Origin of the sequence: Dolichospermum sp. LEGE 00240 (genome assembly GCF_015207875.1) — a bacterium.
Classification (GTDB): domain Bacteria; phylum Cyanobacteriota; class Cyanobacteriia; order Cyanobacteriales; family Nostocaceae; genus Dolichospermum; species Dolichospermum gracile.
This window is the reverse complement of record NZ_JADEVZ010000007.1, coordinates 60254-85753: the sequence shown is the minus strand read 5'-3', so window position 1 is coordinate 85753 and position 25500 is coordinate 60254. Positions and strand designations below refer to the sequence as shown.

The window sequence follows — 25500 nt, the reverse complement described above, 5'->3', positions numbered from 1 at the left end:
CTTCTTAGTCGGGGATCTGAACAAAACAAAACTAACCTGTAATTGTTCCCGTTAAAGGTGAACTAGCACTAGCGTAATTCTTCATGGGCATTCTGCCGGCTAAATAAGCCATGCGACCGGCAATAGTAGCCAAATTCATCGCATAAGCCATTGCTGGGGCATTTTCAGCCAGGGCGATCGCACTATTGATTAATAACGCATCCGCCCCCAATTCCATCGCCTCAGCAGCCTCAGAGGGCGCACCGATGCCAGCATCTACCACTACTGGAATCTTGGCATTTTCAATAATAATCTGAATATTGGCGGTAGTTTTTAGCCCTTGTCCCGAACCAATGGGGGCAGCTAAAGGCATGACTGTGGCACAACCTACTTCTTCTAACCGCTTGGCTAACATCGGATCAGCATTAATATAAGGCAATACAGCAAAACCTTCTTTTACCAACTGTTCCGCAGCTTGCAAAGTGCCAATGGGATCAGGTAGTAAATACTTAGCATCAGGTATCACTTCCAACTTAACAAAATTATTATCTTCCTGTCCTAATAACTTCGCCATTTCTCGTCCCAACCGGGCCACCCGAATAGCTTCCTCCGCAGTTTGACAGCCAGCAGTATTGGGTAACATCCAGATTTTACTCCAATCCAAGGCTTCCGCTAGACCTTCATGTCCTGGGGCGTTAGTTTGTACCCGTCGCACAGCCACCGTGACAATTTGACAACCGCTTGCAGTGACACTTTGCTGCATTTCTTGGATATGGCGATATTTACCGGTTCCCGTCATTAACCGAGATTTAAAGCTTTTTCCCGCAATAATTAATGGTGAATCGGGAATAATTAAATCTGATATTTCCGGGTTACGGTGTCCGTTAGTGGCAGTAGTCGCGTGAATTAACATCGGTGTAGTAGTAGATGACACAGTAGAAAAGCGAGAATAATGAAAATTAGCTAAAACAGGATCTGCTTTTTGTTCGCAAATCAAATCAGCAATTAATGTGGCTGTAATTGGTGCCAGTAAAATCCCATTGCGGTAATGACCAGTCGCAAAAGTTAAATTATCACAATCACTATGACCCAAAATAGGTAATTCATCGGGGGTAGCGGGACGAAATCCCCACCACAGTTCTTGAATAGGATAATTTTCTAATTGCGGATATAGGCGAATGGCTGATTGTAGTAAATTTTGAATTCCCCTAGGGGTATTATGGGCAGTAAATCCTACATCTTCGCTAGTTGCACCAATAATGATAGAGCGATTCCTTCGAGGCACAATGTAAATATTTTCACCAAATAACACCCTGGTTAAAGGTAATTCAGTCAGAAAATCTGGGACTCGCAAACTCAGCATTTGTCCTTTGCGGGGACGCACTGGTAAAGGTAACAATTGATTTACCCAAGCACCAGCAGTTAAAAGATAATGGTCAGCGCGAAATAAACCAGTATTAGTTTGGACACCAATAACTTTTCCCTGCTGTTGAGAAATCCCTGCCACTGTAATTCCATCTTGGCAGACAACACCCAAAGAGTCAGCCGCAGTCCGCAGAACTTTAATTAACGCCCGGTTATCAACTTGCCCGTCTTCAGGATACCACCAGCCACCTACCACATCTGCGCCCAAGCCTGGTTGATATTGGTTAATAGCATCTTGATCTAACCAGTAAGCCGTTTTGTCTCCTGTGTCTTTAGGTTGTTGATAAACTGGTGCGAGGATACCGCAGGACCAATAACCTGTATTATTTAAATCTTTCTCGGTAGTTAATTGTACTAATTTTTGTGTCCAGTCTAAATATAAATTACGCGATCGCCTACATAAAGCCAACATTGCCTCATTAGGAATATTTTCCGCATCAGGAGCTAACATTCCCGCTGCGGCATGGCTGGCTGCGGCAGTAAAATCACGGCAAAGTACGGTTACATTTGCACCCCGTAATCGCAGTTCAACACCGCAAGCCAACCCAATAATACCACCACCAATAATTAAAACATCATTAGTCATTAGTCAGTAGGGGCGCAGGGCCTGCGCCCAATCATTAGTCATCAGTAAATAACTAATAACTCATAAATGGCTCACAAGGGGCGCGAAAATTGGTCATTGGTCACGGGAATTTGAGATTTGAGATTTTAGATGAAAAAAATTTGGTACAAGTCCCCGTCCTTGAGGACGGAAAAATACTCGCCGCGCTGGGTACGCTTCGCTAACGTCAATCCCAAATCGAGTGACCTTTGACTTAATTTTTCCCTAATTACCACAAAGCGCGAATTGGTTCTTTCTTCCGACCTTCATTACCACTAGCACTTGAGTTACTCTGTGTAGTGGCAGTTTCATTGGTAGAACTGGAACTGTCATTACTACCACTTGTTTCTTGAGTAGTATTAGAAGAATTGTTAGTAGTCTCCGTAGAGAAATTACCTTGAGCTACACTAGTACGGCGGCTTTCACTGGCAGAATTACTTCCGCTGGAAGTTTCTGACTCATTACCACTAATATTTTCCGCATCATTCCCATTGGCAGCACTATTAACATTAATATTAGCCGGGAGAACACTAGATGCTTTCCGTCCTTGAGGGACATTAGCAGTTTGTTGTCCGCCCATAGGAAAATTAATTCCCAGTAACGTACCTAGCAAAATTGCTACGCCGCCAGCCATTAAAATCAAGGGTGTCCATCTACCCATCTTGTTTCTCTCCTTGTAAACCTTCTGGTGTCCAAACTAATTGAGAACCTTGATCCCAAAATCCATGAAAGGAATTTTAGATTTTAGATTTTAGATTTTAGATTACAAAAATTTGGTAAAATCCCCGTCCTTGAGGGTGGAGTCAATCCCAAATTCAAAATACTCCCTGCGCTGCGTACACTTCGCTAACGTCAATCGAAAATCAAGTGACAAGCTAAACCCAAGCAACTTGCAGGAAAGTTGGCAAAAAAGGAACGCCGCCGTGTTCACTTACGCCAATTTGCTGTGGCCACTCACCTTCTACCTTAACCGCATAAGTACCACAAGTGCCAATACCTCGACTCAGATTTAACAGGATTTGGGGTAGTATTACCCTGAGTGGTCTTTTGCATTAAAACAGCCTAGTACCGCAAGGCAGAAGTCAAAAGTAATATTGAGCAAGCTGTTTGGCAATTGAGAATGGTTGGTTTATTCACCCAGTGCTGTACTAGAATTGAGTTATTAACAATGGTCATTAGCTCCTCACCCTATAGAAATTTTCGCAGCTTCTACGATACATATAGTGGTCAGGTAGACCATGTTAGCTTATGGATTGGTACTGCCCTTTCAGAGGGAAACAGGAAAAAATGTTAGCCATTATTAGCATTTTTTTTATCGGTATATTGAAATTACCGAAATAGCGTTTTGTCGTATGTTGGAACATCGCCGCAAAATTGTCTCTCAGGTGTAAGTGTTGAACCAAAGGTTCACCAAATTTTTATGACCAAAACTCCCTCAAATCAACTTTGGATCTATGACACTACTCTCCGCGACGGGACTCAACGGGAAGGACTATCAGTGTCCATAGAAGATAAGTTACGCATTGCTCACAAACTCGATGAATTAGGTATTCCTTTCATTGAAGGTGGTTGGCCGGGAGCAAATCCCAAAGATGTCCAATTTTTCTGGCAACTTCAAGAAAATCCCCTCAAACAAGCAGAAGTTGTCCCCTTTTGTTCCACCCGTCGTCCTCATACCAAAGCCGGAGATGAACCCATGCTGCAAGCGATTTTAGCAGCAGGTACGCGCTGGGTGACAATTTTCGGTAAATCCTGGGATTTGCACGTTACAGCCGGACTCAAGACCAGCCTAGAGGAAAATCTCGCCATGATTGGTGATACCATCGAGTATCTGCGTTCTCAAGGACGACGGGTAATTTACGATGCTGAACACTGGTTTGATGGTTATAAGCAAAATCCTGATTATGCTCTCCAGACGCTCACAGCAGCAGTCACCGCAGGTGCAGAATGGTTAGTTTTATGTGATACCAATGGGGGGACTTTACCTCATGAAGTTTCGCAAATTGTGTCAGTTGTAGTTAAGGGAACAGGGAATACAGAAGAAACTCTTTCCCAATTACCAATCACCAATTACCAATTACCCATTCCCCAAATTGGCATACATACTCATAATGATTCAGAAATGGCAGTTGCTAATGCCTTAGCAGCAGTTATGGCTGGAGCTAAGATGGTGCAAGGAACAATTAACGGTTATGGGGAACGTTGCGGTAATGCAAATCTGTGTTCTGTGATTCCCAATTTACAACTAAAATTGGGTTATAGTTGTATCGGTGAACACCAGCTAAATCAACTTACAGAAGCTAGTCGGTTTGTGAGCGAGGTTGTTAATCTCGCACCTGACGAACACGCAGCTTTTGTAGGACGTTCAGCTTTTGCTCATAAAGGTGGGATTCATGTCTCTGCGGTGGAACGTAATCCTTTAACCTATGAACATATTCAACCAGAATTGGTAGGAAATCAACGCCGGATTGTCATTTCTGAACAGTCGGGTTTGAGTAATGTCTTAGCGAAAGCTAAAACCTGTGGGATTGAATTAGATAAGGATCATCCCCAAGCTAGACAAATTCTCCAACGCATGAAGGAATTGGAGAGTGAAGGCTATCAATTTGAAGCCGCAGAGGCTAGTTTTATTCTTTTGATGTATGAGGCTTTATCTTGTCGTCAACAGTTTTTTGAAGTCCAGGGTTTTCAGGTTCATTGTGATTTGGTGGAGGTGAAAGAAATTACTAATTCTTTAGCAACTGTTAAAGTAGCTGTTAATGGTAAAAATATTCTGGAAGCCGCAGAAGGTAATGGTCCAGTAGCGGCTTTAGATGCGGCTTTGCGGAAAGCTTTGGTGAATTTTTATCCCCAAATTGCCGATTTTGAGTTGACTGATTATAAGGTGAGAATTCTCAACGGAAATACGGGAACATCTGCAAAAACTCGTGCTTTAGTAGAATCGGGTAATGGTCAACAACGGTGGACTACTGTAGGAGTTTCTAGTAATATTTTGGAGGCTTCTTATCAAGCTGTGGTTGAAGGTTTGGAATATGGGTTATTGCTACATTTCCAAGCTGAAAAGGCGTTGAAGGTTTAGGAGTTGATATAGCAATACAATCGAGAGGGCGGGGAAACCCCGCCCCTATTGTGTGATTTCCTGAATGTATCTCACAAAGAGTGCATACCGCTATAAATTTTGGTAGAGATATTTAATTAAAAGATAACTATTTGCTGCTAACAAGAATATAATATGGATACAATTTGCAATAACAGCCTATGCAAGCCCTAAATATTACATTACCAGATACATTAGCAAATGCACTGAATAGTTATATTAACGATCAAGAAAATGTGTTACCTGCCAATGATATTATTGAAAATGCCATCATGGAATTTCTTGGTCAACGTGGTTATTTACCACCAAAAAAACCAATAAACTTTACTCCTGCAAATAAAGGAAGTGGATTTTTGAATACCTCGGTAAATCATGATCAAATTCTTGCTGAACACATCCTGCAAATCCTTTAATCCTGTAAATCCTGATTCTGACAAATAATTACGAACTCATTTCCAATAACACTTTTAAAACGCCCTTTGTTTTGGCTTTTTCAAAAGCTTCTAAACCTTGAGAAAGGGGATAATAACTATCAATTAAATATTCAATATCTATCTTTCCCGTTGCTAACAATTCCAAGGCTGGAACGAAGGGACCGCAACGAGAACCAATCAGGGTGATTTCATCTACTACTAAAGAGGAAGCATCTAAACTCAGATTTCCCGCATAGGTGCTTTTTAAGATTAATGTTCCGCGAGGACGTAAAGCCCGACGTGCAATATTAAAACCTTCAGGATTACCGGTACAATCAACGGAGATATCAAAATATCTATCGGTGACGCTATCAGCTAAACCTGTTTTAATTCCTTTAGCTGCTAAATTTGTTAATTTTTCTTTGTGTCTTCCAACTACTAATAATTCACAACCAGTTAAAGCTATAGTTTGGGCTATTAGTTGTCCTAGTTTACCATCACCAACTACTAATACTCGGTCATCTTTACATATTTGTATTTGTTGTTGAATTTCCAATGCTGCGGCTATGGGTTCGGTAAAAGTTGCGGCTGCTGTAGATACATTTTCGGGGACAAGATGCAAATTTTCAATAGGTAGAGATAGATATTCTGCAAAGGCACCATTACGGTTAACAATTCCTAAAACGGTACGATTTTCGCAATGTGTTGGTTGTCCGCGACGACAAAAACGACAAGTACCACAAGCGGCGTTAATTTCACCAACGACTCTTTGATTAATTAACTGTTGGGGACCTTGTTCGACAATACCAACAAATTCATGACCGATAATGCCAGTATAGGGATAATAACCTTTAATTAATTCTAGGTCTGTATGACAAATTCCTGCTCGCAAAACCCTCACTAAGGCTTCTCCTGGTGGTGGTTCAGGGATAGGAATATTGGTGCGTAATTCTAGTTGATTATTTTCTAACCAAAGTCCTTTCATAAGTTTTTGATTGGGAAAGAATATTCAAATTATCTATTAAAGATTGTATCAAGGAGCTAAATATTTATACTCCTTCTAAAATTCCTACAATGACAGCGACTAAATTATCTAAATCTCCAGGAACTTTAAATAGGTTAATATCTTGGGTAATTTGCTGCTGACTACTATCAATTTTACCAAATTGCCAAATATTTCCTATTGTTACTGCACCATATAAGGTAGTTTTTTCTTCAATATGAGATAAAGCAATTAACTCTATTGCTAATTGAGTAAATCCTCTAGTAAGATCATCGTTTTTAGCTTCAATAACTAGCAAATTGTTTTTTAACCGTAATAGATAATCAAGGTTTCCTTTGAGCCGATTGTTGATGGATAGAGGATATTCAATTCGCATTTGGCATTGACAATAGCGAATTACTTCCAATAGTATGGGAGATACTAAAGTTTCCCTTCTAGCGGTTTCGTTGCTTAAACTGATGAATGGTAAAATGTCTTCTATTCTTTGTTTGAGTTCTGGTAGTTGATTTAATGGTTGGGTAGTTTGTGGTAAAGATAGATGGGATTTAATTAGTGTATAATCAAACTCGGCTAGAATATCATCTGCTTCATAAGGTAACTCGAAATAAGAGCGGAAGGTGTAGGACTGATTATCCTGTAAGATTTTGAGTTTAGTCATAGCATCTGCCTTTTTTCATAACTAGAAGAAATCGTGGTAGATGTTTTAGAGTTTTAGATGGGAGAGAAAGGGTGTAAATATTGAAATTATATCGGAATTACTGACAACCATCGTGGGAAAAGAGCGATCGCTATAATCTATTCCCGGTGATAATGGAAAAGACTCAGAATTGAGCGATATCCATGTCCCACCCGCAGCTTGCACAATTACCCAAGCACCAGCAATATCCCATACCTTTGGTGTGGCTTCAATTCCCCCCAAAACCGCACCAGTGGCGACTGAAAGAAAGTTATAACTAGCAACTCCTAACATCCGAATTTTACAGGGAAAACCTGGTTGAATAATGTCGGTACTGCGAGAACAAAGGTTAAAAAAGTGGTTTTTGCTGGGAGCATCTTTACTGCTATGAATGGGATGATTATTTAAAAATGCCCCCGTTGGCGTTGTTAAGCCCGATGAACCCGCCCAAAATCCATGAAAGGCTTGATTTAATGGTGGTGCGTAAACATAACCAAAAATGGGTGTGCCACGATAAAGTAAGCCCAAAGAAATAGACCAAATCGGAATTCCTCTGGTAAAATTGGTCGTACCATCCAAAGGATCAATAACCCAACACCATTCTGTATTCGGAAAAATTTGATCACTTTCTTCGCTCAAAATGCCGTAACCGGAAAAGGTAGAAACAATCGCATCTCTAATTTCTTGATCTGCCCATTTATCAGATTTTGTGACTAAGCTACCATCAGATTTTTGTGAAGCTTGGACTTTGCCAAAATCCTGCATTAATTGTTTTCCTACTCTAGTAGTAGTAGTTTCCGCAAAGTCTAAAATCGTATTCCAAAAATCATTCATTTGATTAGTTTTTAGTTGTTAGTTGTCAATTATTAAGTGATTTTATCACAGATGGATTCATGGAAAATTCAGTAAGAAGCAAAAATCTGTATTTATTAAACACAGTAATTATCATAAGCTTTTTTGAAAATATCTTGAATATCTGCTGCGACCCAATCAGGTGCTAAAACTATAGCATTATCGCCATATTGATTTGTCTAGGGCTTGCTGAAAAAGTGGAAAAAGGCAAAAAAAGTCCACCTAAATGGACTAATAAAAAATTAAATATTTTGAGGTTTTGCCTGTGTAGATGCGGGTTCTAAGCGCCCCAATTACTTAATGATGGTGATGGTGATGAGTGATAGCTGATTGGGAATTAACAGCCATACCTTCAGTTTCCATCAACTCTGCTATATGTACATTTGCCCATTCAGCAGCCATAGCTAAAAATTGTGGATCATCATTAACACAAGCCATTTGTAAATAATCTACATCTGGATGTTGTTTTTCCAAATCATGAATAATGTGATGCACATCTAACAAAGTTTCATGATTTTCTGTGGCAAAACCAATGGGCATAAATAGCAATACCTTTGCACCCAATTGAATCAAATTTTGAGCAGCTTGGGTAGCATTTGGTTGAGTCCATTCAATTAACGGTGTATCGTGGTTTAACCAACCCACAGAAATTAACGGATAATTGTTAATTAACTTATTTCTCACTAACTCATACATGGCTTGACTCTCATCAATCCCCGAAGTAAAGCCTTTCGCTTTGTGGGGACAACCATGATTCATCAAGATAATCCCAATTTGCGAAGGTAAATAACCTGTAGCCAAATCAGTATGAATTTTTTCTTCTACCAAATGCGCCATTAAATCAATATATTTTGGCTCATTGTAGAAGGAAGGAATATATCTTTGGGCTTTAATCCAATGTTCATCACCATCAGCTAATTCTACCAGAGCATTATTTACTTGTTCAATAGCAATACCACTGGTAAAAATGGAATCAACAACCAATAATGGATAAATCAGAAGTTTGCTAAAGCCTTGATCTTTAATTTCGGCTAAAACTTGGTTTGGTAAAAAAGGAGCGCAAAAGTTAAAAGCTTTAAAAACTTGAACCCCATTACCCCATTTATGTTGTAATTCGTGTTCAATCCCGGCTCTTTGTCTTTCAAAAATCGCATTATGTGGGGAAATAAAATCATGATGTGTATGTCCCCATTCATGGCGATCGAATAATGCCAAAAGCTTGGCTAAAGGGGGATAAATCCAAGTAGGAACAGGAGCGAATTTAGCAGTTAGTAAATTTAAAGCTTGTTCGTTATAGTTAGCAAAGTCTTCGTAGCTTTCGACTTCGCCATAGCCCATAAGTAATACGGCTACGCGGTCTTTACTGGGTAGATGATCGTGGCTATGGGTAGCGTGCAGTTTTTCCGGGGTTGCAACCACAATGAGTTCCTCAAGATAACTAAAACAGAGAGACAAGCCTAGACAATTGCTAGATTATCTCTATCAATTTGTAGCATAATATCCTATCCAGGGGGAGGGGATAAAAATAAAAATACACATCTACATGGATAAATTAACCTGTGTAAAAGCATAATACAACCATATAACTATCATTAATGCCAGTATTGCCCAAATTTACTCACATACCGCATTTCTATCATTTTTTCTTAAACGCGCTAAACTATCAATAGCATCACCTAAAGCTGTCGTGAGACTTTTCCGAGTTTGAGCGTGATTTTCTTGCTCAAGTTTCAAAGCTTGTAATAGACAATCACGTTCTTCTATGACTTCTAATAATTGAGCTTGTAACTCTTCTAGAGAATTAAACTGGAGAATTTCTTGCTGAATAGCTGTAGTTATATCAGTTCCGGTTTCTCCATTAACACCCGAAAATTTTTGGACTTCAGCCTTTATAGATGCCACAGCTTCTTGGTGCATCTTCGCGTCTGCGCGTCTTTGCTCCGCTTCAGTATTATAAAGTTGCCGCCATTTTTGCGAACTTTCCCAAGCTTCATCTCGTTCCTGCTGAAATTGCCTCATCTGTTGTGTGAGAGACTGAATTTCCGCTAACCATTTTTGTGTTAGATCTTGAGTCATAGAAAGTTTTTTGTAGTAGATAGGTTGAACCTTTTTGATCAAACCAATAGAGTAGTAGACTAGTACCGCAGGGCGGAAGTCAAAAGTCAAAACCAACACAGTATAACCTGAGTTCGGAGTTTCTCCTTCGGAGACGCTACGCGAACGGAGTTATGATTTTTTCAACGAGATCATCAGGGTTTGAGACTCATGGCGAGTTTTCCACAAATATGTCGAGCTCAGGTACTTATGATATAACAAATGCGTCAGCGTGCCGGAGGCATCTTTCTAATCGCCGATAGCCTAGCGTGGCGTTAGCCATAAACTTTGAAAACATCCTCTCAGGAAGTTAATCACTCAGTCAGTGGAAATCATTAATAATGCCTAATTCTTCTAAACCATTTGTAATTACACCCGATGGTTATGCACCGAGATTAAAGCGTCTACGTCAACTTAGTGGACTATTAGATAATATAATTACCATTCCCGGAACACAAATAGGAATTGGGTTAGATCCAATTATAGGATTACTGCCTATAGGTGGTGATGCTTTAGGATTAATATTTTCATTTTATATTATCATTGAGGCCGCACAATTAGGCGTACCCGCAGCCACATTAGGACGGATGGTAATGAATGTGATTGTAGATTCCTTAGTTGGGGCTATTCCCATGTTAGGAGATTTGTTTGATTTTGGCTGGAGGGCGAATAATTACAATATCCTTTTATTGGAAGCAGCCTTAAAATCTCCACATCAAAATCAAAAAGCAGATAACTCATTTATCCTCATTTTTGGTATTGGCTTATTTCTACTGGCTATTGTCTTAATATCCATACCCGTGATATTAATAAGAATATTATGGCAAATTTTCACTGGTAGTTAAATGACTTATCTATAAAATTATGAAAGATTGGTGGCAAGATAATTTCCCTCAAGGGCGGCAAAATCTCATTATTAATGATTCTCAAGGTTATCCAATTCAAATAGCCTATGGTGAAAAAGGTAGCGGGAGACCGTTAATTTTATTACATGGTTTAGGTAGTTGGAGTTATAATTGGCGGCATAGTATTGGACCATTATCTCAACATTTTCGAGTAATTTGTTGTGATTTTAAATGTTTTGGTTTTTCGGAAAAACCTGTATCTCGTCGGGAAGAAACAGGACATCAAATTATTGAACTAAAACGTATTATTCAAGGTTTGTGTGATGAACCACCCATTATTGTCGCAGAATCTATAGGCGCATTAATTTCTCTGGGATTAGCCGGTAAAAGTCCCGATTTAATCGGACGGTTAGTAGTAATTAATGCCCCTATTTTTACAGAAACTTTACCTCATTGGTCTATGGGTTTACTAGCACAAACACCAATAGAAATTATCCATACAATTGATAATTTACGTCTAGCATATTGGTTTGCACCTTTAGTCAGAGAAGTCATGGGAGCAGAAAGACGCAAGGTCTTATATGATCCTTCATTATTAACAGAAGAAGATATTTATTGGCTTACTTACCCATTCATTGAAATTCCGGGAACGTTGGTAAAAGTGGCTGAAGAGTTACAAATTGCTGCCCAAGAAATTGAGAATTTGCGAAAAAATCAGCCAAGTATGCTGAAAAATATTCAAAATAATCTCAAAAATATTGAATGTCCAACTTTGGTTTTATGGGGTGATCAAGATAGTTGGTTTCCTGTTAGTCATGGAGAAAAACTACATCAAAATCTGCCTAATTCTCGCTTACAAATTCTACAAAATTGTTATCATGATGCGTCAACTGGTTCTGCTGATGTGGTGAATGCTACAATTTTGGAGTTTTTAAAAGATACCAATTTCTGTTGAATTTTGACTAATGATATAAATTGTGTTTTTACCAATTATTAATGATCAAAGTTCAGGCGGTTTTCCGTGGGGGCAATGCCCCCGTGCTTGCGCCAAAACTTATCAGGACAACCACAGAGGGTTTGCCTCAAAAACCTCTCAGGACAACCACGTTTGCCCCTACTTTTTTAATAAGCCCTAATTACTGACGCGCTTCTTAAACCTTGAACAGTGGAAATTACCTGTTGGGAAACTTGATCAATTTCCTCAACTGTATTAAATCTGCCAATTCCAAACCGCACCGAAGCATAAGCTAATTTATCTGAATGTCCCAACGCTTTTAACACATAGGAAGGAGCAACATTATTAGAAGAACAAGCAGAACCAGAGGATACAGCTACTATTGATTGCAAACCTAAAGAAAGTGCCGCCCCATCTACACCTTCCACACTAATATTTAAATTTCCTGCTAGTCGTTTTTGAGGATCTCCATTTATATAAATTCCCTCTAGAGTAGATATCTGGTTCCACAATCTTTCTCTTAATACTGTTAACCGTTGATTTTCGGTTTCTTGTTCGGTTATGGCAATTTCTACAGCTTTACCAAAACCGACAATTTGCGGTGTATATAATGTCCCAGAACGCATCCCTCTTTCATGTCCTCCCCCATGTTGTTGGGAAGCAAGTTTCACCCTGGGATTACGTCTGCGAACATATAAAGCCCCAATTCCCTTTGGTCCATAGACTTTATGGGCTGTAAGAGACATTAAATCAATATTCATTGCTTCCACGTCTAAAGGGATTTTAGCAATAGCTTGGGCTGCGTCTGTGTGAAAAATAATTTGCCGTTGACGGCACATTGCCCCAATTTCGGCTATTGGTTGTAAAACCCCAATTTCATTATTTGCAGCCATTACAGATACTAAAATTGTATCATGACGCAAGGCTTTTTCTAACTGATTTAAATCAATTAGTCCATCTTTTTCAACTGGAAAAACTGTAATATCAAAACCAAGATTTTTTAAATATTCACAAGGATCTAAAACTGCTTTATGTTCCGTGTTGATGGTAACAATGTGTTGACCTTTTTGGAAATAAGCTTCAGCAATACCTTTAATAGCTAGATTATTTGCTTCTGTTGCACCACTGGTAAAAACAATTTCTTCAGGTGTGGCGTTAATTACATTTGCTAAAAGTTCCCGTGTTTGTCTAACAGCAGTTTCTGATTCCCAACCATAAACATGACTAATACTAGCCGCATTACCAAACTTTTCTGTAAAATAGGGAATCATAGCAGCCATTACCCTTTCATCAACGGGGGTAGTAGCATGACAATCGAGGTAGATAGGACGACTGGACATAATTAATTAACGATTAATTCAAAATTTGACCTAGTTTTTTTAAGATTCGGAAAACTTGATAAAGTTCGTTCTCTCGCTTCAAAAGCGTAAATTGATCAGACAAAGCATATTGAGATTGATTGATTTGAGAAAGTTTAAGAAAAATAAAATCACTACCATTCATTACTAATCCAAACACGGGTTTTGTAGGTTGAGGATTAGCCAGCATATAAGTAAGCGCTTGAGGAATGGCTTCTAAAAGAGAAAAAGTTGGTCTTTTAGATTCAATTACCAATAACCATAATTGTTGCTGGATAACTAAAACATCAATTCTGCCTCTAATAATTTCTTCTGCATCTTCGACGGCAATTTCTATTGATGATTCACTTCTAATAAAGAAAGGTTCATCATAAAATCCAGCTAAACTGAGTAAGGGAGATAAAACAACTAACTTTACTGTTTCTTCCGATAAAGGAGGATGTTTAACCAATCGGAGAAAATGAAATTTTACTTTGTCTAGATATTGCTTTTCTAAATCAGAGATTTCTGGTAAATTTTCTAACCATTCAGGAAAAAATGTTTCATTGTCGGTTTGTTCTAGACCAAATCTTGCTTCTAAGTCGGCAATGCCTATATTTTGCGCTTGGATGAATTGAACCATAATACAAATAATGGAATTGGTATTCCTATTGTATAAGGTGGGAATGGTTATGTTATTTCATTAATCTAATTTGGTAAAGTAAAGTTTAAATTAATTAACATTTGGGCAATCAAATATCACGGGTATATCAACAAAGGCTGACAAATCGGACTATCAAAGTTAGCTCTACTGTTCCCTTTATGTAAAACAAGGAAACCCAACACTCCTTGCTATCCTAACCCTAATGTTGGGTTTCACTTCGTTCAACGCAACCTACAAAAATGAAATTAATACTTTTTACTATAAGAGGATGTTTGAAAAGTTTTTAATGTATAAATAAACCCCTCTCCAAACCTCTCCCCGACGCGGGGAGAGGCTTTGAAACCCCCATTCCCTTGTAGGGAAGGGGGGAAGGGGGGTTAGGTTTCTAGAGATTATCGGGTTCATCTAATACTTTTCAAACAACCTCTAAGGGGAACTATAAAAGTTTAATTAGCTGCTAATTCCCGGATTTTCTTGAGGACGGCTTCAGCATGACCTCTTGTTTTGACATTAGGCCAAACGTAGGCAATGATTTTATCAGGTGAAATCAAGAAAGTTGAACGGGCAACCCCCATATATTCTTTACCCATAAACTTTTTTAACCGCCATGCACCATAAGCTTCTATTAATTGATGTTCAGAATCAGTTAATAGGGTAATTGATAAATTATGTTTATCTATAAATTTGCAATGGGAGGTAGCAGAATCTGGACTAACACCGATGATTTTTGCGTCTGCTGTGGTAAATTCTGAGGATAATTCTGTAAAATCTTGAGCCTCTGTAGTGCAACCAGGTGTATTATCTTTAGGATAGAAATAGAGAACTAGCCATTGATTAAAATCAGCGAGGTTGATTAGGTGATTGTTTTGATCTGGGGTGGAAAAATCTGGTGCAGGTTGTCCAATTTGAGGAATATTGCTCATAATGAGAAGGCGATAAATTAGGGATAAGTAGAAATTATATCAAAATCATACACTTACATTTGATTCAATTTCCCGTCGGCGAGGGACATCATAAACCATAAAATCATGAGCCATGATTGTTTTCGGAAAAATTGCTTTTGCTTCTTTAAGTAAGTCTTTTAATTCAATAGTATTCCCTGGAGCATAACGAGGGCTAAAATGTGTCATAATCAGTTTACGAACTCCTGCAATGTGTGCCGTTTGGGCTGCCATTGTAGTTGTAGAATGTAGCCTTTGAAAAGCCATTTCTGAATCTTGATGAGCAAATGTGGCTTCATGAATTAACACATCCGCATCATCTGCTAATTGCACAGCACCGTTACAATAAACTGTATCTGTACAATAGGCAATTTTTCGCCCGATTTCTGTTGGTCCACATAATTCACTACCATTGATTACTCTACCGTCTTCTAGGGTGACTGTTTCACCGCGCTTGAGTTGTCCATAAATTGGACCGGAAGGAATTTCTAAGGCTTTGGCTTTTTCTATATCAAAACGTCCGGTTCTATCTTTTTCCGCGACTCGGTAGCCAAAAGCAGGAATACGGTGATGTAAAAGACTACAGCTAACTGTAAATTCATCATTTTCATAAATTACCCCCGGCTGAACGGTATGCACTTTAATCGGGTAAGAAAAATGGGTATGGGAGTAACGAGAAGCGGCTTGTAAGTATTCGTTTAATCCCGATGGACCATAAATATCAATTTTGTCTACATTACCTGCTAAACCGCAACTAGCCAGCAATCCCATTAAGCCGAAAATATGATCACCGTGCATATGGGTGACAAAAATTCGGGATAGTTGGCTAACTTTTAAGTCACTCCGCAAAATTTGATGTTGAGTTCCTTCCCCACAGTCAAATAACCACAGTTCTGCCCGTTGTGGCAATCTCAGTGCTACGCTGGAAACGTTGCGTGATCTTGTCGGTACACCTGAACTCGTCCCTAAGAATGTAATCTGCACGGTGTTTTTTAGCTTTCCTTTTGCTCAATATAGTCCTCGATTCTCTATCTTGACACAGTATTGGCACAGTCAGCTATTGAAGAAAAAGCAAAACATCAAGATTTTTTAATTTTCCTAGTTTTTATTGCCACCAGAAAGAATTTGGTAAAGGCCAAGATAACTCGCAAAGAGTACCTTGAGGATGAAGGGAAACTCTCCTAAATTTACCGTTAATTTGTTGTGCTAAATTTTTAAATTGTTTTGTTCCCCAACCTTCTTTTAATGGGTAAACTCCTAAACCATTATCTATAATGCTTAAAGTGTAAACCCCTTGATCTTCAGCCCAAGAATAAGTAACTTGTAAACAGGTGATGTCAGTGGCGTGTTTACCAACATTACATAAAGCTTCTTCTAAAAATCGGCAAAGTCCTCGCTTATTTTCAATACTCAAACTGCTTTCATCTATAGGCTCAAAACTATGGATTTTTAGTTTGAGGGTTTTAAAGCAGGTAAAATCCCTTTCTAATGTATAGGTATAAACTTGATAGAGAATTTCATGTAAAGGGTTTCGCAAATCTATGAGTACATTACTTCCTAAATAAAGGCTAGTATCTTGATTAAGAGTTTCTTGTTGCCAAAATTCATATATTCCTCGTAACTCTTGATTCAATTCTTCAAGTTCTTGTTCTATTAAAGGTAGCAAATTATTAATGGGTAAATCTTTTCTCTTGACGAGACGTAAAACTTTAGCTAGAGTTTGTAATGGTCCGTTGTGAATTGTTTCAAATGTAGCTTCAATCATGGTTTTATGAGCTTTAATTCCAGATTCAATTGTTTGATTATATTGATATAAAGACATAAGACTGATACTGTTTACAACTATAACAAAAATTGCTGGAAATATAGAAAATGACCAACCCCAAGTTAATAAGAAATGACTAATCAATACTAGACTAAAAATAGTAATGATAACTTCTGATAATTTGCCTACAGAAACAAAATAAATTTCTTCCTGTAGTTTTTTCCAAAATTGAGTTTGCATAAGCTTTTATTCCAGTCTCAAAACCTTAATAATGGAAAACATATTATTGATTATACTAACTTTATTTGTTAGTTGATTAATCAATTAATCCTTCGGCTCTAGCTCTCATTTCCGTTTGAATACGGATATTTTTACCTTCTTCTGGGTAAATATTTAAAGCGTCTTGTAACTTACTCCAATAATGACGCACCATGCGTTCAGATATGCACATATTTTTAGCAATTACTTTATCTTGTAATCCTTCTTCAAATGCTAGATTCAGCACCTTCAACCACTCTGGTTTTACCTCTAAACCTGAATGAATGCCTTTAATATCTTTTGTATGAGTTAATCCCTGTAATGCCCAATCAACTCTAGTTAACATTTCCTGGGTAGAAAGACTTTTATCAGCGACAGTAAAGCCTCCTTTATGATTATCAATATAAGGACGAATGCGGACTAATGTTTTCACATGGGCGCTTTGAACAACAAGATTCAAATGGGAATAATTTTCCATTAAAACCTTAAGAAGTTGAATACCTGTATCAACTTTCGCTGTCATTTCCAGTTTTTCTGGTATGGAAAGATCCATCACTAGGAGGTCAGGTTGGTAATTAATAACTTGCTCAAAAGCATAACTAGCATTTGTAGCTGTATTAAATTCAGCGCTAGGATAGTTTTTTCGTAAAATTTCTACTGTCCCATTTAAAACTGACTCGTGGTCATCAATTACTATGAATGCTAAACATGATTTTTCTGATGGAATTTGTTGCATATCTAATAATTCTCCTAATAGTTATACACATGATAATTTTTGGTTGCTATAGGAATCATAAATCATATTTGAAAAATTTTAAGTAGTCTAGGGTGGGCTGGGCAATGCCTAGCCTACATATATTTCAAAAATCAAATATTAGTCCTATGTATACTACTATTAATTACTTTTTTCTAGGTTCTCTTAGTTATAACTTATTAAAGGTGGGGGGTGTTACCCCTCACCCAATGAAAAATATTAGAAAATACTGAGATTATGAAGTTGATGTATAACAATAATAAATATGTTTATTTAAAAAAACTTAGGATTAATCAGAGTTGTGACAGATATAGTAACAGGTACTATAGGAGATATTAAGTAATAGAAAATACTGACTAATAAAAGTGCCAAATTGACATAAGGTTTTTGTTAAGTCAATACCTTGTCCATTTTTTGTAGGTCGGGTTAAGCGACAGCGCAACCCGACGCATTTGTTGGGTTATGGCTATGACTCCTACGTCGTCACGCAAGCTATCGCCACACTATGGCTAACGCCACGCTCCGCGAACGTACCTCAATCCAACCTACAAATCAAGACTTTTTTCGATTTAGACAAGGTATTGTTAAGTAGGAGCATTTACCTGATATTAAGAATTTAAAGCTATTGTAAAGATGCTCTGATTCTGGTAAATGGGAATAAAAAATCAGAGTAGATATATCAGGATCAAAAATTTTTAGAATAGCCTGATACTTTGTATTTGTTCGAGAGTAATATGAATATAAATAGAGAATTTGTATATGTTTTCCACGAAAATTGTAGAGACATTGTACAAAATGTCTCTATTTTTGGCTCTACCGTTCCCTTTATGTAAAACAACATTTATTGTAGCCAGTTAGGTAAATTACCAGAATCAGGATGTCCAGGATGAAACCAGAGCTTTTATTACCAATTACCCATTACCAGCCTCAAGGAGATAACTAGCAACTTGAGATAAGTAGGTTGGCGTTAAAAATTGTCGTTGTGGCAAGGGAACAGGAAGAGAGTTTTGGGCGATTTTACTTTTCTTCACATACCTTTAAATTTTTCATTTCACCTACTTACATACATAGTTTATTTTCCTATTCTTTGTTTCTACTAATTAATTTAATTAATCTTTCCGGCTATTCAGCTAATTATAAATCAGCAATTAGTCTAGCTTTTCTTAACATAAATTGCAATGCTGTTTCTTCTCTAGAAATAATATCGGCTGTAGCGTTCATTCCTGATTGTAGCAGACATTTATGACCATTAATTCCAAATGAATTACTTTCCGGCTGAATTGTGGCTTCAAAGTAGCTAATACCAGGAGAATTCGTCGTAGTTGTATCTTTGCTTTGAGATGTAATTGCGTCTGGAGCAATGGTTTTAACAGTCCCATTAGCAATTCCATAATCAGGATAGGGACAAGCATCAACACGAAGTTGCACCTTTTGGCTAATGGCAATTTTGTTGATTTCCGCAGTAGGAATTATGGCTTTAATTACTAAAGAAGCACTATCAGGGACAACCTCGGCAATAGATTCACCAACTCGCACAACTTGACCAGAATTGCGTAAATTTAGTTTAAATATAATCCCATTGCTCGTAGCAAGAATTACACTACTTTTCTGCTGAGTTTCTAGTTGTTGAAGTTCTTTCTGTGATTGTTTTATTTGAGTTTGTATTTCTACCAATCGCTGAATTAAGCCTTCTCTTTCTTTATTTAGAGCCGCTATATTTGCTTCACCTCTAGCAGTTTCTTGAGCAATCCGTTCTTGTGCAATTTTTACCATTGCTGTAGTTGGATTAATCGCGGCTTGAGTTGATTTAATTTTGATTTTAGCAAGATCAACAGCTTTTTTTGTAGATTGTAGTGTTAAGGTTGTCTGTTGCACAACTAGCTGTTTTTGCTCAAATTCTCTGTTACCAATTGCACCAATTTTGGATAACTGCTTATAACGATCTCTATCCGATTTTGCGAAATCTAAATCAGCTTTTGCTTTTTCTAAATCTACTAATTCTTTTTGAATATTTACCTCTGCTGTCATTAATTCACTTTCAGTATTGATTTTTCGTTCTTGATATTCCCTTTGATTTCTTAATAAGTCCTCTTTGGCAGAATTAACAATAGTTTCTATAACTCTTTTTTCAGCCATAATTTGATAATTTAATGTCCGGTTTTGAGCATATATTTGTAATATTTGTAATTTATTTTGTTTAATACTTTGTTCTAATTGGCTTTTTTTAATTAGCAATTGTTCAGTATCTAAAAGGGCAATTATGTCTCCTTGCTTAACAATTTGATTTTCTTTGACTAAAATACTTTTAACTGTCCCTTCTATTCTTGATTGCACCACACGAGTTTCACCTATGGGACGAACAATAGCCGCAGCTTTTACCGTGACATTATATTTCACCCATGAAGATAAATAAATGCTAGTAATAACAGTACCAATCAAAAATAAACCTGCTAAGGATGTCCAACGACTAACAGGTGGTAGTGAATTATCAGTTTCAATGACAGAATTAAATTCTTGATTATGAGTGTAAAGCATGGTTATCTGAATAATGAATGATGTGGGGGATGTGGGGGAAGATTAATATTTATGGTTTTTATTTATGGTTTTTATGATTCATTAACCAGCGTGATGGGTTATTGATCATAGTCACTAAACCAGATAAAACTTGATTATAATCACCATAAAGTTTACGTCCTGTTTCAATATCTAAGTAATTACATTTAACTGTAAATTCTATCCATGTTTGAGTTGGGAGCAGATTCAGCTTCACAATCATTTAATTTAGCAACAAAAGCAGCCTCGTAACGACGTTTACGCCAAGCTTCTGCCATATTGGCACAAACAGAACGAGAAGAACGACGAATTTGATCTGTTAGAGAATATCTTTCTTCAACAGGAAAATTTTTTGATAACTCAAAAATTTTCATTGCTGCTTCAAAACTGGAGTTTGGACTAATTTATTCGGCTAAAGCTTCAGACGCAAGCTGAGAGAAGGTTTCAGGCTTTAGAAGTCTCCTTGGGATTCGTAAGTTCCAATGCTTGTCTAGTAAGGGTTTCAGGCTATGGAAGTCAATTTAGTCCAAACTCAAGTCAAAAGCCACTTGATAAATTCCCAAATCTCTATGAAATTTAACCATTGATATTGAGTTTGTCTCTTCTAAGTTACCAATCATCTTCTTTCTCACCTCCTTTACTCTTTTACTCTTCACTCCCTACTCCTTCTACCTCCCCTACTCCCTCTACTTCCCCCACCTAGATTAGATCAACTGTGAGGTAATTGTCGGCTATTTTAAATAAGCCACACTATAAGGTAATTACCAAAATTTGCAGTTGTCAAGATATATCTACAACTCTAAGTTAATAATAATACCTATTTTCTTCAGTAATACAACTTGCTCGTTTAACATTGCTATCAAACTCTCTTTGTCAGGATGATCCCAACCTAATAGGTGTAGTAAACCATGAGCCGTTAACCAAGCCAACTCTGTGGACAAGCTATGTTCCTGCTGTTGTGCCTGACGTTTTGCCGTGTCTATGGAGACAATTATATCACCTAGATACAAAGGCATGGCAACCAGCATTTCTTCGCTTTGTGGTAAATCTGCTTCTAGAGATGCAAAGGCTAAGACATCTGTAGGTTTATCTTGTTGACGATATTGGGAATTAAGGGTTTGAATTTCTGTATCGGTTGTCAAACGTAAACTGATTTCATAACTAGGTGCAGTTGGCAAGTAATCCTCAAGAATTTCTAACCATTGCCAAAACCAGTTTTCCCAAGTTTCGAGAGGAATAGGGGAAGAGTCATCAAAGCAATTTTCTAAATATAATTCAACCTGTAGCGGCACAAGTTTTCCTCTCTTAGCGAGTAAGATATGCCAAACCCACGAGGACAGATAACAGTCCTACGGCAGTTAGCGCAAAGTGTTTGAGGGAAGTGCCGCCTTTTCTGACCATGTTTCGCATGGCGAGTTTGACATAGCTGGGTTGAGGTTCTTTGGCAGGAGATTTTTCCATAATTAATTCATTATCATCTCTTTTCTTACTGTAACCGATTGTGGGGAAATGGGGAGAAGGAGTCAAGAGTATGGCTAACGCCACGCCGCGCTATCAGGAGTTCAGGAGGAAGAAGAAATTGTTTTCACCAATTACCAATTACCAATTACCCATTACCCGTTCCCTGTCACCTGTCACCTGTCACCTGTCACCTATTCCCTCTCAACTATCTGGTTTTCTTGTCTAAGATAGGCTTGAATGAACATATCCAGTTCACCATTCATAACATCGGTAATGGCCGTGGTTTCGATGTTTGTCCGGAGGTCTTTCACCATTTGGTAGGGATGAAATACGTAGTTGCGGATTTGATTACCCCAGGAAGCTTCCACCATATCACCGCGAATTTCGGCAATTTCTTGGGCGCGTTGTTCTTTGGCAATAACTAACAACTTGGCTTTGAGACGGGCGAGCGCTTTTTCTTTGTTTTGCAGTTGGGAACGTTCTTCTGTACACCGGACTGCTAAACCGGTGGGGAGGTGAACTATGCGGACTGCGGTTTCTACTTTGTTGACGTTTTGTCCACCTTTACCGCCAGAACGGGTGGTGCTAATTTCTAAATCCTTTTCTGGGATGTCTAATTTGACGGTGTTATCTATTTGCGGCATGACTTCGATGCCAGCAAAGCTGGTTTGCCGTTTGCCGTTAGCGTTGAAGGGAGAAATTCTCACAAGACGGTGAGTCCCCATTTCGGAACGTAAGTAACCATAGGCATAACGTCCGGTAATTTCTAGGGTGGCGGATTTAATGCCGGCTTCGTCACCTTCTGATTCTTCGGCCAGGGTGACTTTGTATCCATGATCTTCTGCCCATCGGGTATACATCCGCATGAGCATAAATGCCCAGTCTTGTGCGTCCGTGCCACCAGCACCGGCGTTAATTGTCAGGACTGCGCCTTTGTCGTCGTAAGTGCCGGAAAGCAGTTGTTGTAGTTCCCATTGGTCTAGGTCATGATTGAGTTTGGTAATGGTAGATTCCGCTTCTTGCAATAGTGCTGTGTCGGTTTCTAGTTCCAATAGCTCAAGCACTGCTCTGGTATCATCTAAGTTGGTGTGCCACTGGTAATACTGATCTAAATGGGATTTTAGATCATTGAGTTCTTGTAGGGTGTTTTGTGCCTGGGTTTGGTCTTCCCAAAATTCTGTTTGGGCGGAAATTTGTTCTAAGTCGTGAATTTTGGCTTTGAGTGCGGGTACGTCAAAGATAGTCCTGGGTTTTACCCAGGCGGCTAGACAATGTTTCGATTTCGCGTTTTAGTTCTAATACGTCCATAATTTTGACTCAAGTTGCAAGGGCTTGAGATTTCTTTGAGATAATATTCTAGATCTTACTGGATTTTGGTAAAGTCAAGGCAATAGGCAATAGGCAATAGGGAAAGAGTTAAGCTGTTACGCAGCTAAATTTGATAACCATAATTTACTTGAACTTTGTAGTGCGGGCATCTTGCCCGCTAGAATTATACAAACTAAATGCACAACAGCTTAGAAGTTGGGGGGAAATTTAAATTTGGGGATATTTTGATTTTGGGCTTTTGTGCGGGCTTCTATGGCTTGTTGGTAGTCTGGTTTATATTCTATGGCTTTGTCGTAGGCGGCGATCGCCTGTGGGTATTGTTGCAAATTTAACAATGCGTTGCCTTTACTGTACCAACTTTCATAATGATTGGGTTGATAACGGATGGCTTTATTATAGGAGGCGATCGCTTCTTGATATTTTTGTAAATTGTATTGTGTATTCCCTAAATTGTACCATACTAAATAATCGTTTCCCTTTAAATTAATAGCTTTTTTGTAAGATTCTATTGCTTCTGGATAGCGTTTAACTTGATGTAATGCCCAACCCCGATTATACCATGCTTGATATTGTTGAGGATTAATTTTAATCACTTGGCTAAAGGAATCAATTGCTTCTGGATACCTGCGTAATGTCATTAAGATATTACTTCTGGATAACCAAGCTGCGGAGTTATTTGGATTATGCTGAACGGCTTGATCATAGGCTTGTAAGGCAAATTCATAACGATTCAAATTCACTAAGCAATTACCTAAGTTGTACCAAGCTAATTCATGATCGGATTTTAGTTGTACAGTTTTTTTGTAGGCTGTAATTGCTTCTTCGTATTGTTTGAGGTTTTGTAATGCTAATCCTTTCTTATACCATGATTCAGGATTGTCAGCTTGGAAATTAATCGCTTGTTCATAAGCCTTGATGGCATCATTATATTGGCTCATTTTTATAAAAATATCCCCTTTAAGTTGCCATAATTTGGGGTCATCATTCTTTAATTGTAAAGCTTTATCTACAGTGGCAATTGCTTCTGAATAATGTTTGAGTTTGACTAAAACAAAACCTCGATTAGTCCAAGCTTCTAAATAATTGGGTTGAATTTGAATGGCTTGATCATAAGCTATTAAAGATTCTTGGTATTTCTTTAATTGAAATAATGCTTTGCCTTTACCATATACAGCTTGAGGATAATCAGGTTTGATATCTATGGCTTTTTCATAAGTTGCTAAGGCTTCTTTATAGCGTTGTAATTGAATGAGAGTATTGCCCTGATTATATAATTCTATAGCGTTTTTACTATTCAGGCGATTGAGGATAAATATTGCCCCGAAACTACCAATACCTAAAACAAATATTCCTAATAGCAATTTCCAGAATATACCTTTTGTATTTTTGGAATTTTTGGCTTGATTTGGTAAGGTAGCAGGGGAAATAATTATTGTTCCTGATGGGTTTTTATTTAATTCTTGTAAGGCTTGTAATGCTATTGTTGCGGAAGCATAACGTTGGCGAAAATCATAACAGATCATCTGATTTAAAAATTGGGCAAATTCTGGAGAGACGGTAGCAAAATTTTGCCAAATAATTTCATTTGTTTCCACATCTTTATCTAATTGATCAGGTGATAATCCAGTTAAAGCTTGAATAGCAATAATTCCCAAAGCATAGATGTCACTACTAAATTTTGGTGTTCCTTGTGCTTGTTCTCCAGGCGTATAACCGGGTGTGCCAATAGCAACAGTAGATTTAGTAATGTCGGGAGAATTTACTAATTTGGTCGTAATTTGTTTGACTGCACCAAAATCAATTAAAATTAACTTATTATCTTGTTCTCGTCTGAGAATATTGCGAGGATTGACATCACGATGAATTACCTTTTGTTGATGCACAAAGTCCAAAATTTCTAAAATTTCTTGTAATAGAGAAATTACCTGATTTTGAGTGAAGATGACACCAGATTTTAATTCTTGACTGAGATCATTACCAATAATCAGTTCTTGAACCAGATAAAATTCGGCATTTTCTTCAAAGTAAGCTAAAAGTTGGGGAATGCGATCGTGATTTCCTAATTTGTATAAAACTTGAGCTTCTGTATCAAATAACCTCCGAGCTATTTCTAAAGTGGCAATATCCGTAGACTGAGGTTTGAGTTTCTTAACTACACACTGAGGATCACCTGGTAATTGAGTATCATTAGCGACATAAGTTTCACCAAATCCGCCACCTCCCAGGTAATTGGTGATTTGGTATCTGCCTACAAGGGTGTTTCCTAGCATTTCCTGAGCCTATTTGAACATTCTGTTACATTATGATAATCTTGCCACACAAAAATCAGGAGATGGGGAAAAATATTAATGAGTAGTTAAAAATCAGTAAGTAGGTTAGCATTGAAAATAGTCCTTATGGCAAGGCAAGAGGCAATAGTGAAGAGGGTTTGGGGGATTTTACTTTTCTTTACACAGATTGGTTTTATCAACCTCTTAGGCGTTGCTGAATCGTTT

General features: G+C 37.9%; 22 protein-coding genes and 1 pseudogene. 4 read left to right on the top strand and 19 right to left on the bottom strand.

Going from position 1 to position 25500, the window contains the following annotated elements:
• Positions 1-31: 31 nt before the first annotated feature.
• Together thiO and IQ226_RS04035 are read right to left on the bottom strand one after the other, a co-directional pair.
• A complete protein-coding gene (gene thiO / locus IQ226_RS04040; RefSeq protein WP_193892415.1) occupies positions 32-1990 on the bottom strand; it encodes a glycine oxidase ThiO in 1959 nt (652 codons plus the stop codon).
• A 247-nt stretch (positions 1991-2237) separates the two neighbouring features.
• Entirely contained in the window at positions 2238-2669 is a 432-nt protein-coding gene (locus IQ226_RS04035) for a hypothetical protein (protein ID WP_193892413.1), read from the bottom strand.
• Between the two features lie 759 nt (positions 2670-3428).
• On the opposite strand from IQ226_RS04035, the gene cimA reads away from it, so the two are divergent.
• A complete protein-coding gene (cimA, locus tag IQ226_RS04030; RefSeq protein WP_193892411.1) occupies positions 3429-5087 on the top strand; it encodes a citramalate synthase in 1659 nt (552 codons plus the stop codon).
• A 179-nt stretch (positions 5088-5266) separates the two neighbouring features.
• Positions 5267-5518 (top strand): hypothetical protein, encoded by a 252-nt coding sequence (locus tag IQ226_RS04025; RefSeq protein ID WP_193892409.1) that lies wholly within the window; start codon positions 5267-5269, stop codon positions 5516-5518.
• A 28-nt stretch (positions 5519-5546) separates the two neighbouring features.
• Here IQ226_RS04025 and IQ226_RS04020 read toward each other — a convergent pair whose 3' ends face one another.
• The 5 genes from IQ226_RS04020 to IQ226_RS04000 all read right to left on the bottom strand — a co-directional run bounded on the left by IQ226_RS04020 (position 5547) and on the right by IQ226_RS04000 (position 10125).
• Positions 5547-6503, bottom strand: coding sequence for an alcohol dehydrogenase catalytic domain-containing protein (locus IQ226_RS04020; RefSeq protein ID WP_193892407.1), 957 nt, complete (start codon positions 6501-6503; stop codon positions 5547-5549).
• Positions 6504-6567: 64 nt separating this feature from the next.
• Positions 6568-7179, bottom strand: coding sequence for a hypothetical protein (locus IQ226_RS04015; protein WP_193892405.1), 612 nt, complete (start codon positions 7177-7179; stop codon positions 6568-6570).
• Positions 7180-7224: 45 nt separating this feature from the next.
• Complete coding sequence (locus tag IQ226_RS04010; protein WP_193892403.1) at positions 7225-8031, bottom strand: inositol monophosphatase family protein; 807 nt, start codon at positions 8029-8031, stop codon at positions 7225-7227.
• 315 nt (positions 8032-8346) lie between these two features.
• Complete coding sequence (locus tag IQ226_RS04005) at positions 8347-9468, bottom strand: ferrochelatase (protein ID WP_193892401.1); 1122 nt, start codon at positions 9466-9468, stop codon at positions 8347-8349.
• A 195-nt stretch (positions 9469-9663) separates the two neighbouring features.
• A complete protein-coding gene (locus tag IQ226_RS04000) occupies positions 9664-10125 on the bottom strand; it encodes a hypothetical protein (RefSeq protein ID WP_193892399.1) in 462 nt (153 codons plus the stop codon).
• A 359-nt stretch (positions 10126-10484) separates the two neighbouring features.
• Here IQ226_RS04000 and IQ226_RS03995 point away from each other — a divergent pair, with 359 nt between their 5' ends.
• Positions 10485-10988, top strand: coding sequence for a DUF4112 domain-containing protein (locus IQ226_RS03995; protein ID WP_193892397.1), 504 nt, complete (start codon positions 10485-10487; stop codon positions 10986-10988).
• Between the two features lie 19 nt (positions 10989-11007).
• Entirely contained in the window at positions 11008-11943 is a 936-nt protein-coding gene (locus IQ226_RS03990) for an alpha/beta fold hydrolase (protein WP_193892395.1), read from the top strand.
• A gap of 167 nt (positions 11944-12110) precedes the next feature.
• On the opposite strand, the gene IQ226_RS03985 is transcribed toward IQ226_RS03990, so the two are convergent.
• From IQ226_RS03985 to IQ226_RS03930, 12 genes and pseudogenes are all read right to left on the bottom strand, one after another.
• Positions 12111-13283, bottom strand: a complete 1173-nt coding sequence (locus IQ226_RS03985; protein ID WP_193892394.1) for an IscS subfamily cysteine desulfurase — start codon at positions 13281-13283, stop codon at positions 12111-12113.
• 13 nt (positions 13284-13296) lie between these two features.
• Entirely contained in the window at positions 13297-13923 is a 627-nt protein-coding gene (locus tag IQ226_RS03980) for a type I restriction endonuclease (RefSeq protein WP_193892393.1), read from the bottom strand.
• Positions 13924-14390: 467 nt separating this feature from the next.
• Complete coding sequence (gene bcp / locus IQ226_RS03975) at positions 14391-14867, bottom strand: thioredoxin-dependent thiol peroxidase (RefSeq protein WP_193892392.1); 477 nt, start codon at positions 14865-14867, stop codon at positions 14391-14393.
• 45 nt (positions 14868-14912) lie between these two features.
• Complete coding sequence (locus IQ226_RS03970; RefSeq protein ID WP_193892391.1) at positions 14913-15869, bottom strand: ribonuclease Z; 957 nt, start codon at positions 15867-15869, stop codon at positions 14913-14915.
• A gap of 121 nt (positions 15870-15990) precedes the next feature.
• The gene (locus IQ226_RS03965; RefSeq protein WP_193892390.1) at positions 15991-16890 is read right to left on the bottom strand and encodes a sensor histidine kinase; all 900 of its coding nucleotides are present in this window, start codon (positions 16888-16890) and stop codon (positions 15991-15993) included.
• A gap of 76 nt (positions 16891-16966) precedes the next feature.
• Positions 16967-17644: a response regulator gene (locus IQ226_RS03960; protein ID WP_193892389.1), complete on the bottom strand. Its 678-nt coding sequence runs from the start codon at positions 17642-17644 to the stop codon at positions 16967-16969.
• Between the two features lie 1152 nt (positions 17645-18796).
• Positions 18797-20197, bottom strand: coding sequence for an HlyD family secretion protein (locus tag IQ226_RS03955; RefSeq protein WP_193892388.1), 1401 nt, complete (start codon positions 20195-20197; stop codon positions 18797-18799).
• 58 nt (positions 20198-20255) lie between these two features.
• Positions 20256-20619: pseudogene (locus IQ226_RS03950) on the bottom strand (four helix bundle protein).
• Positions 20620-21006: 387 nt separating this feature from the next.
• Positions 21007-21507, bottom strand: coding sequence for an rRNA maturation RNase YbeY (gene ybeY / locus IQ226_RS03945; protein ID WP_193892387.1), 501 nt, complete (start codon positions 21505-21507; stop codon positions 21007-21009).
• Positions 21508-21520: 13 nt separating this feature from the next.
• Positions 21521-21676: a DUF3285 domain-containing protein gene (locus tag IQ226_RS03940; RefSeq protein ID WP_071992792.1), complete on the bottom strand. Its 156-nt coding sequence runs from the start codon at positions 21674-21676 to the stop codon at positions 21521-21523.
• Between the two features lie 191 nt (positions 21677-21867).
• Positions 21868-22984 (bottom strand): peptide chain release factor 2 gene (gene prfB, locus IQ226_RS03935; RefSeq protein WP_193892386.1). Its coding sequence is split into 2 segments (ribosomal slippage): positions 21868-22911 and positions 22913-22984, totalling 1116 coding nucleotides; the frame shifts between segments, so codons are not numbered across the junction.
• Between the two features lie 209 nt (positions 22985-23193).
• Entirely contained in the window at positions 23194-25275 is a 2082-nt protein-coding gene (locus tag IQ226_RS03930) for a serine/threonine-protein kinase (RefSeq protein WP_193892385.1), read from the bottom strand.
• Between the last annotated feature and the right edge of the window lie 225 nt (positions 25276-25500).

Coding starts and splice junctions, on each gene's coding strand:
- cimA (WP_193892411.1), top strand. CDS start 3,429: ATGACCAAAACTCCCTCAAATCAACTTTGGATCTATGACACTACTCTC.
- IQ226_RS04000 (WP_193892399.1), bottom strand. CDS start 10,125: ATGACTCAAGATCTAACACAAAAATGGTTAGCGGAAATTCAGTCTCTC.
- IQ226_RS03960 (WP_193892389.1), bottom strand. CDS start 17,644: ATGCAACAAATTCCATCAGAAAAATCATGTTTAGCATTCATAGTAATT.
- IQ226_RS04035 (WP_193892413.1), bottom strand. CDS start 2,669: ATGGGTAGATGGACACCCTTGATTTTAATGGCTGGCGGCGTAGCAATT.
- thiO (WP_193892415.1), bottom strand. CDS start 1,990: ATGACTAATGATGTTTTAATTATTGGTGGTGGTATTATTGGGTTGGCT.
- IQ226_RS03955 (WP_193892388.1), bottom strand. CDS start 20,197: ATGCTTTACACTCATAATCAAGAATTTAATTCTGTCATTGAAACTGAT.
- IQ226_RS03990 (WP_193892395.1), top strand. CDS start 11,008: ATGAAAGATTGGTGGCAAGATAATTTCCCTCAAGGGCGGCAAAATCTC.
- IQ226_RS04025 (WP_193892409.1), top strand. CDS start 5,267: ATGCAAGCCCTAAATATTACATTACCAGATACATTAGCAAATGCACTG.
- IQ226_RS03995 (WP_193892397.1), top strand. CDS start 10,485: ATGCCTAATTCTTCTAAACCATTTGTAATTACACCCGATGGTTATGCA.
- IQ226_RS04010 (WP_193892403.1), bottom strand. CDS start 8,031: ATGAATGATTTTTGGAATACGATTTTAGACTTTGCGGAAACTACTACT.
- IQ226_RS03985 (WP_193892394.1), bottom strand. CDS start 13,283: ATGTCCAGTCGTCCTATCTACCTCGATTGTCATGCTACTACCCCCGTT.
- IQ226_RS03980 (WP_193892393.1), bottom strand. CDS start 13,923: ATGGTTCAATTCATCCAAGCGCAAAATATAGGCATTGCCGACTTAGAA.
- IQ226_RS04020 (WP_193892407.1), bottom strand. CDS start 6,503: ATGAAAGGACTTTGGTTAGAAAATAATCAACTAGAATTACGCACCAAT.
- IQ226_RS03965 (WP_193892390.1), bottom strand. CDS start 16,890: ATGCAAACTCAATTTTGGAAAAAACTACAGGAAGAAATTTATTTTGTT.
- IQ226_RS04015 (WP_193892405.1), bottom strand. CDS start 7,179: ATGACTAAACTCAAAATCTTACAGGATAATCAGTCCTACACCTTCCGC.
- IQ226_RS03940 (WP_071992792.1), bottom strand. CDS start 21,676: ATGGAAAAATCTCCTGCCAAAGAACCTCAACCCAGCTATGTCAAACTC.
- IQ226_RS03930 (WP_193892385.1), bottom strand. CDS start 25,275: ATGCTAGGAAACACCCTTGTAGGCAGATACCAAATCACCAATTACCTG.
- bcp (WP_193892392.1), bottom strand. CDS start 14,867: ATGAGCAATATTCCTCAAATTGGACAACCTGCACCAGATTTTTCCACC.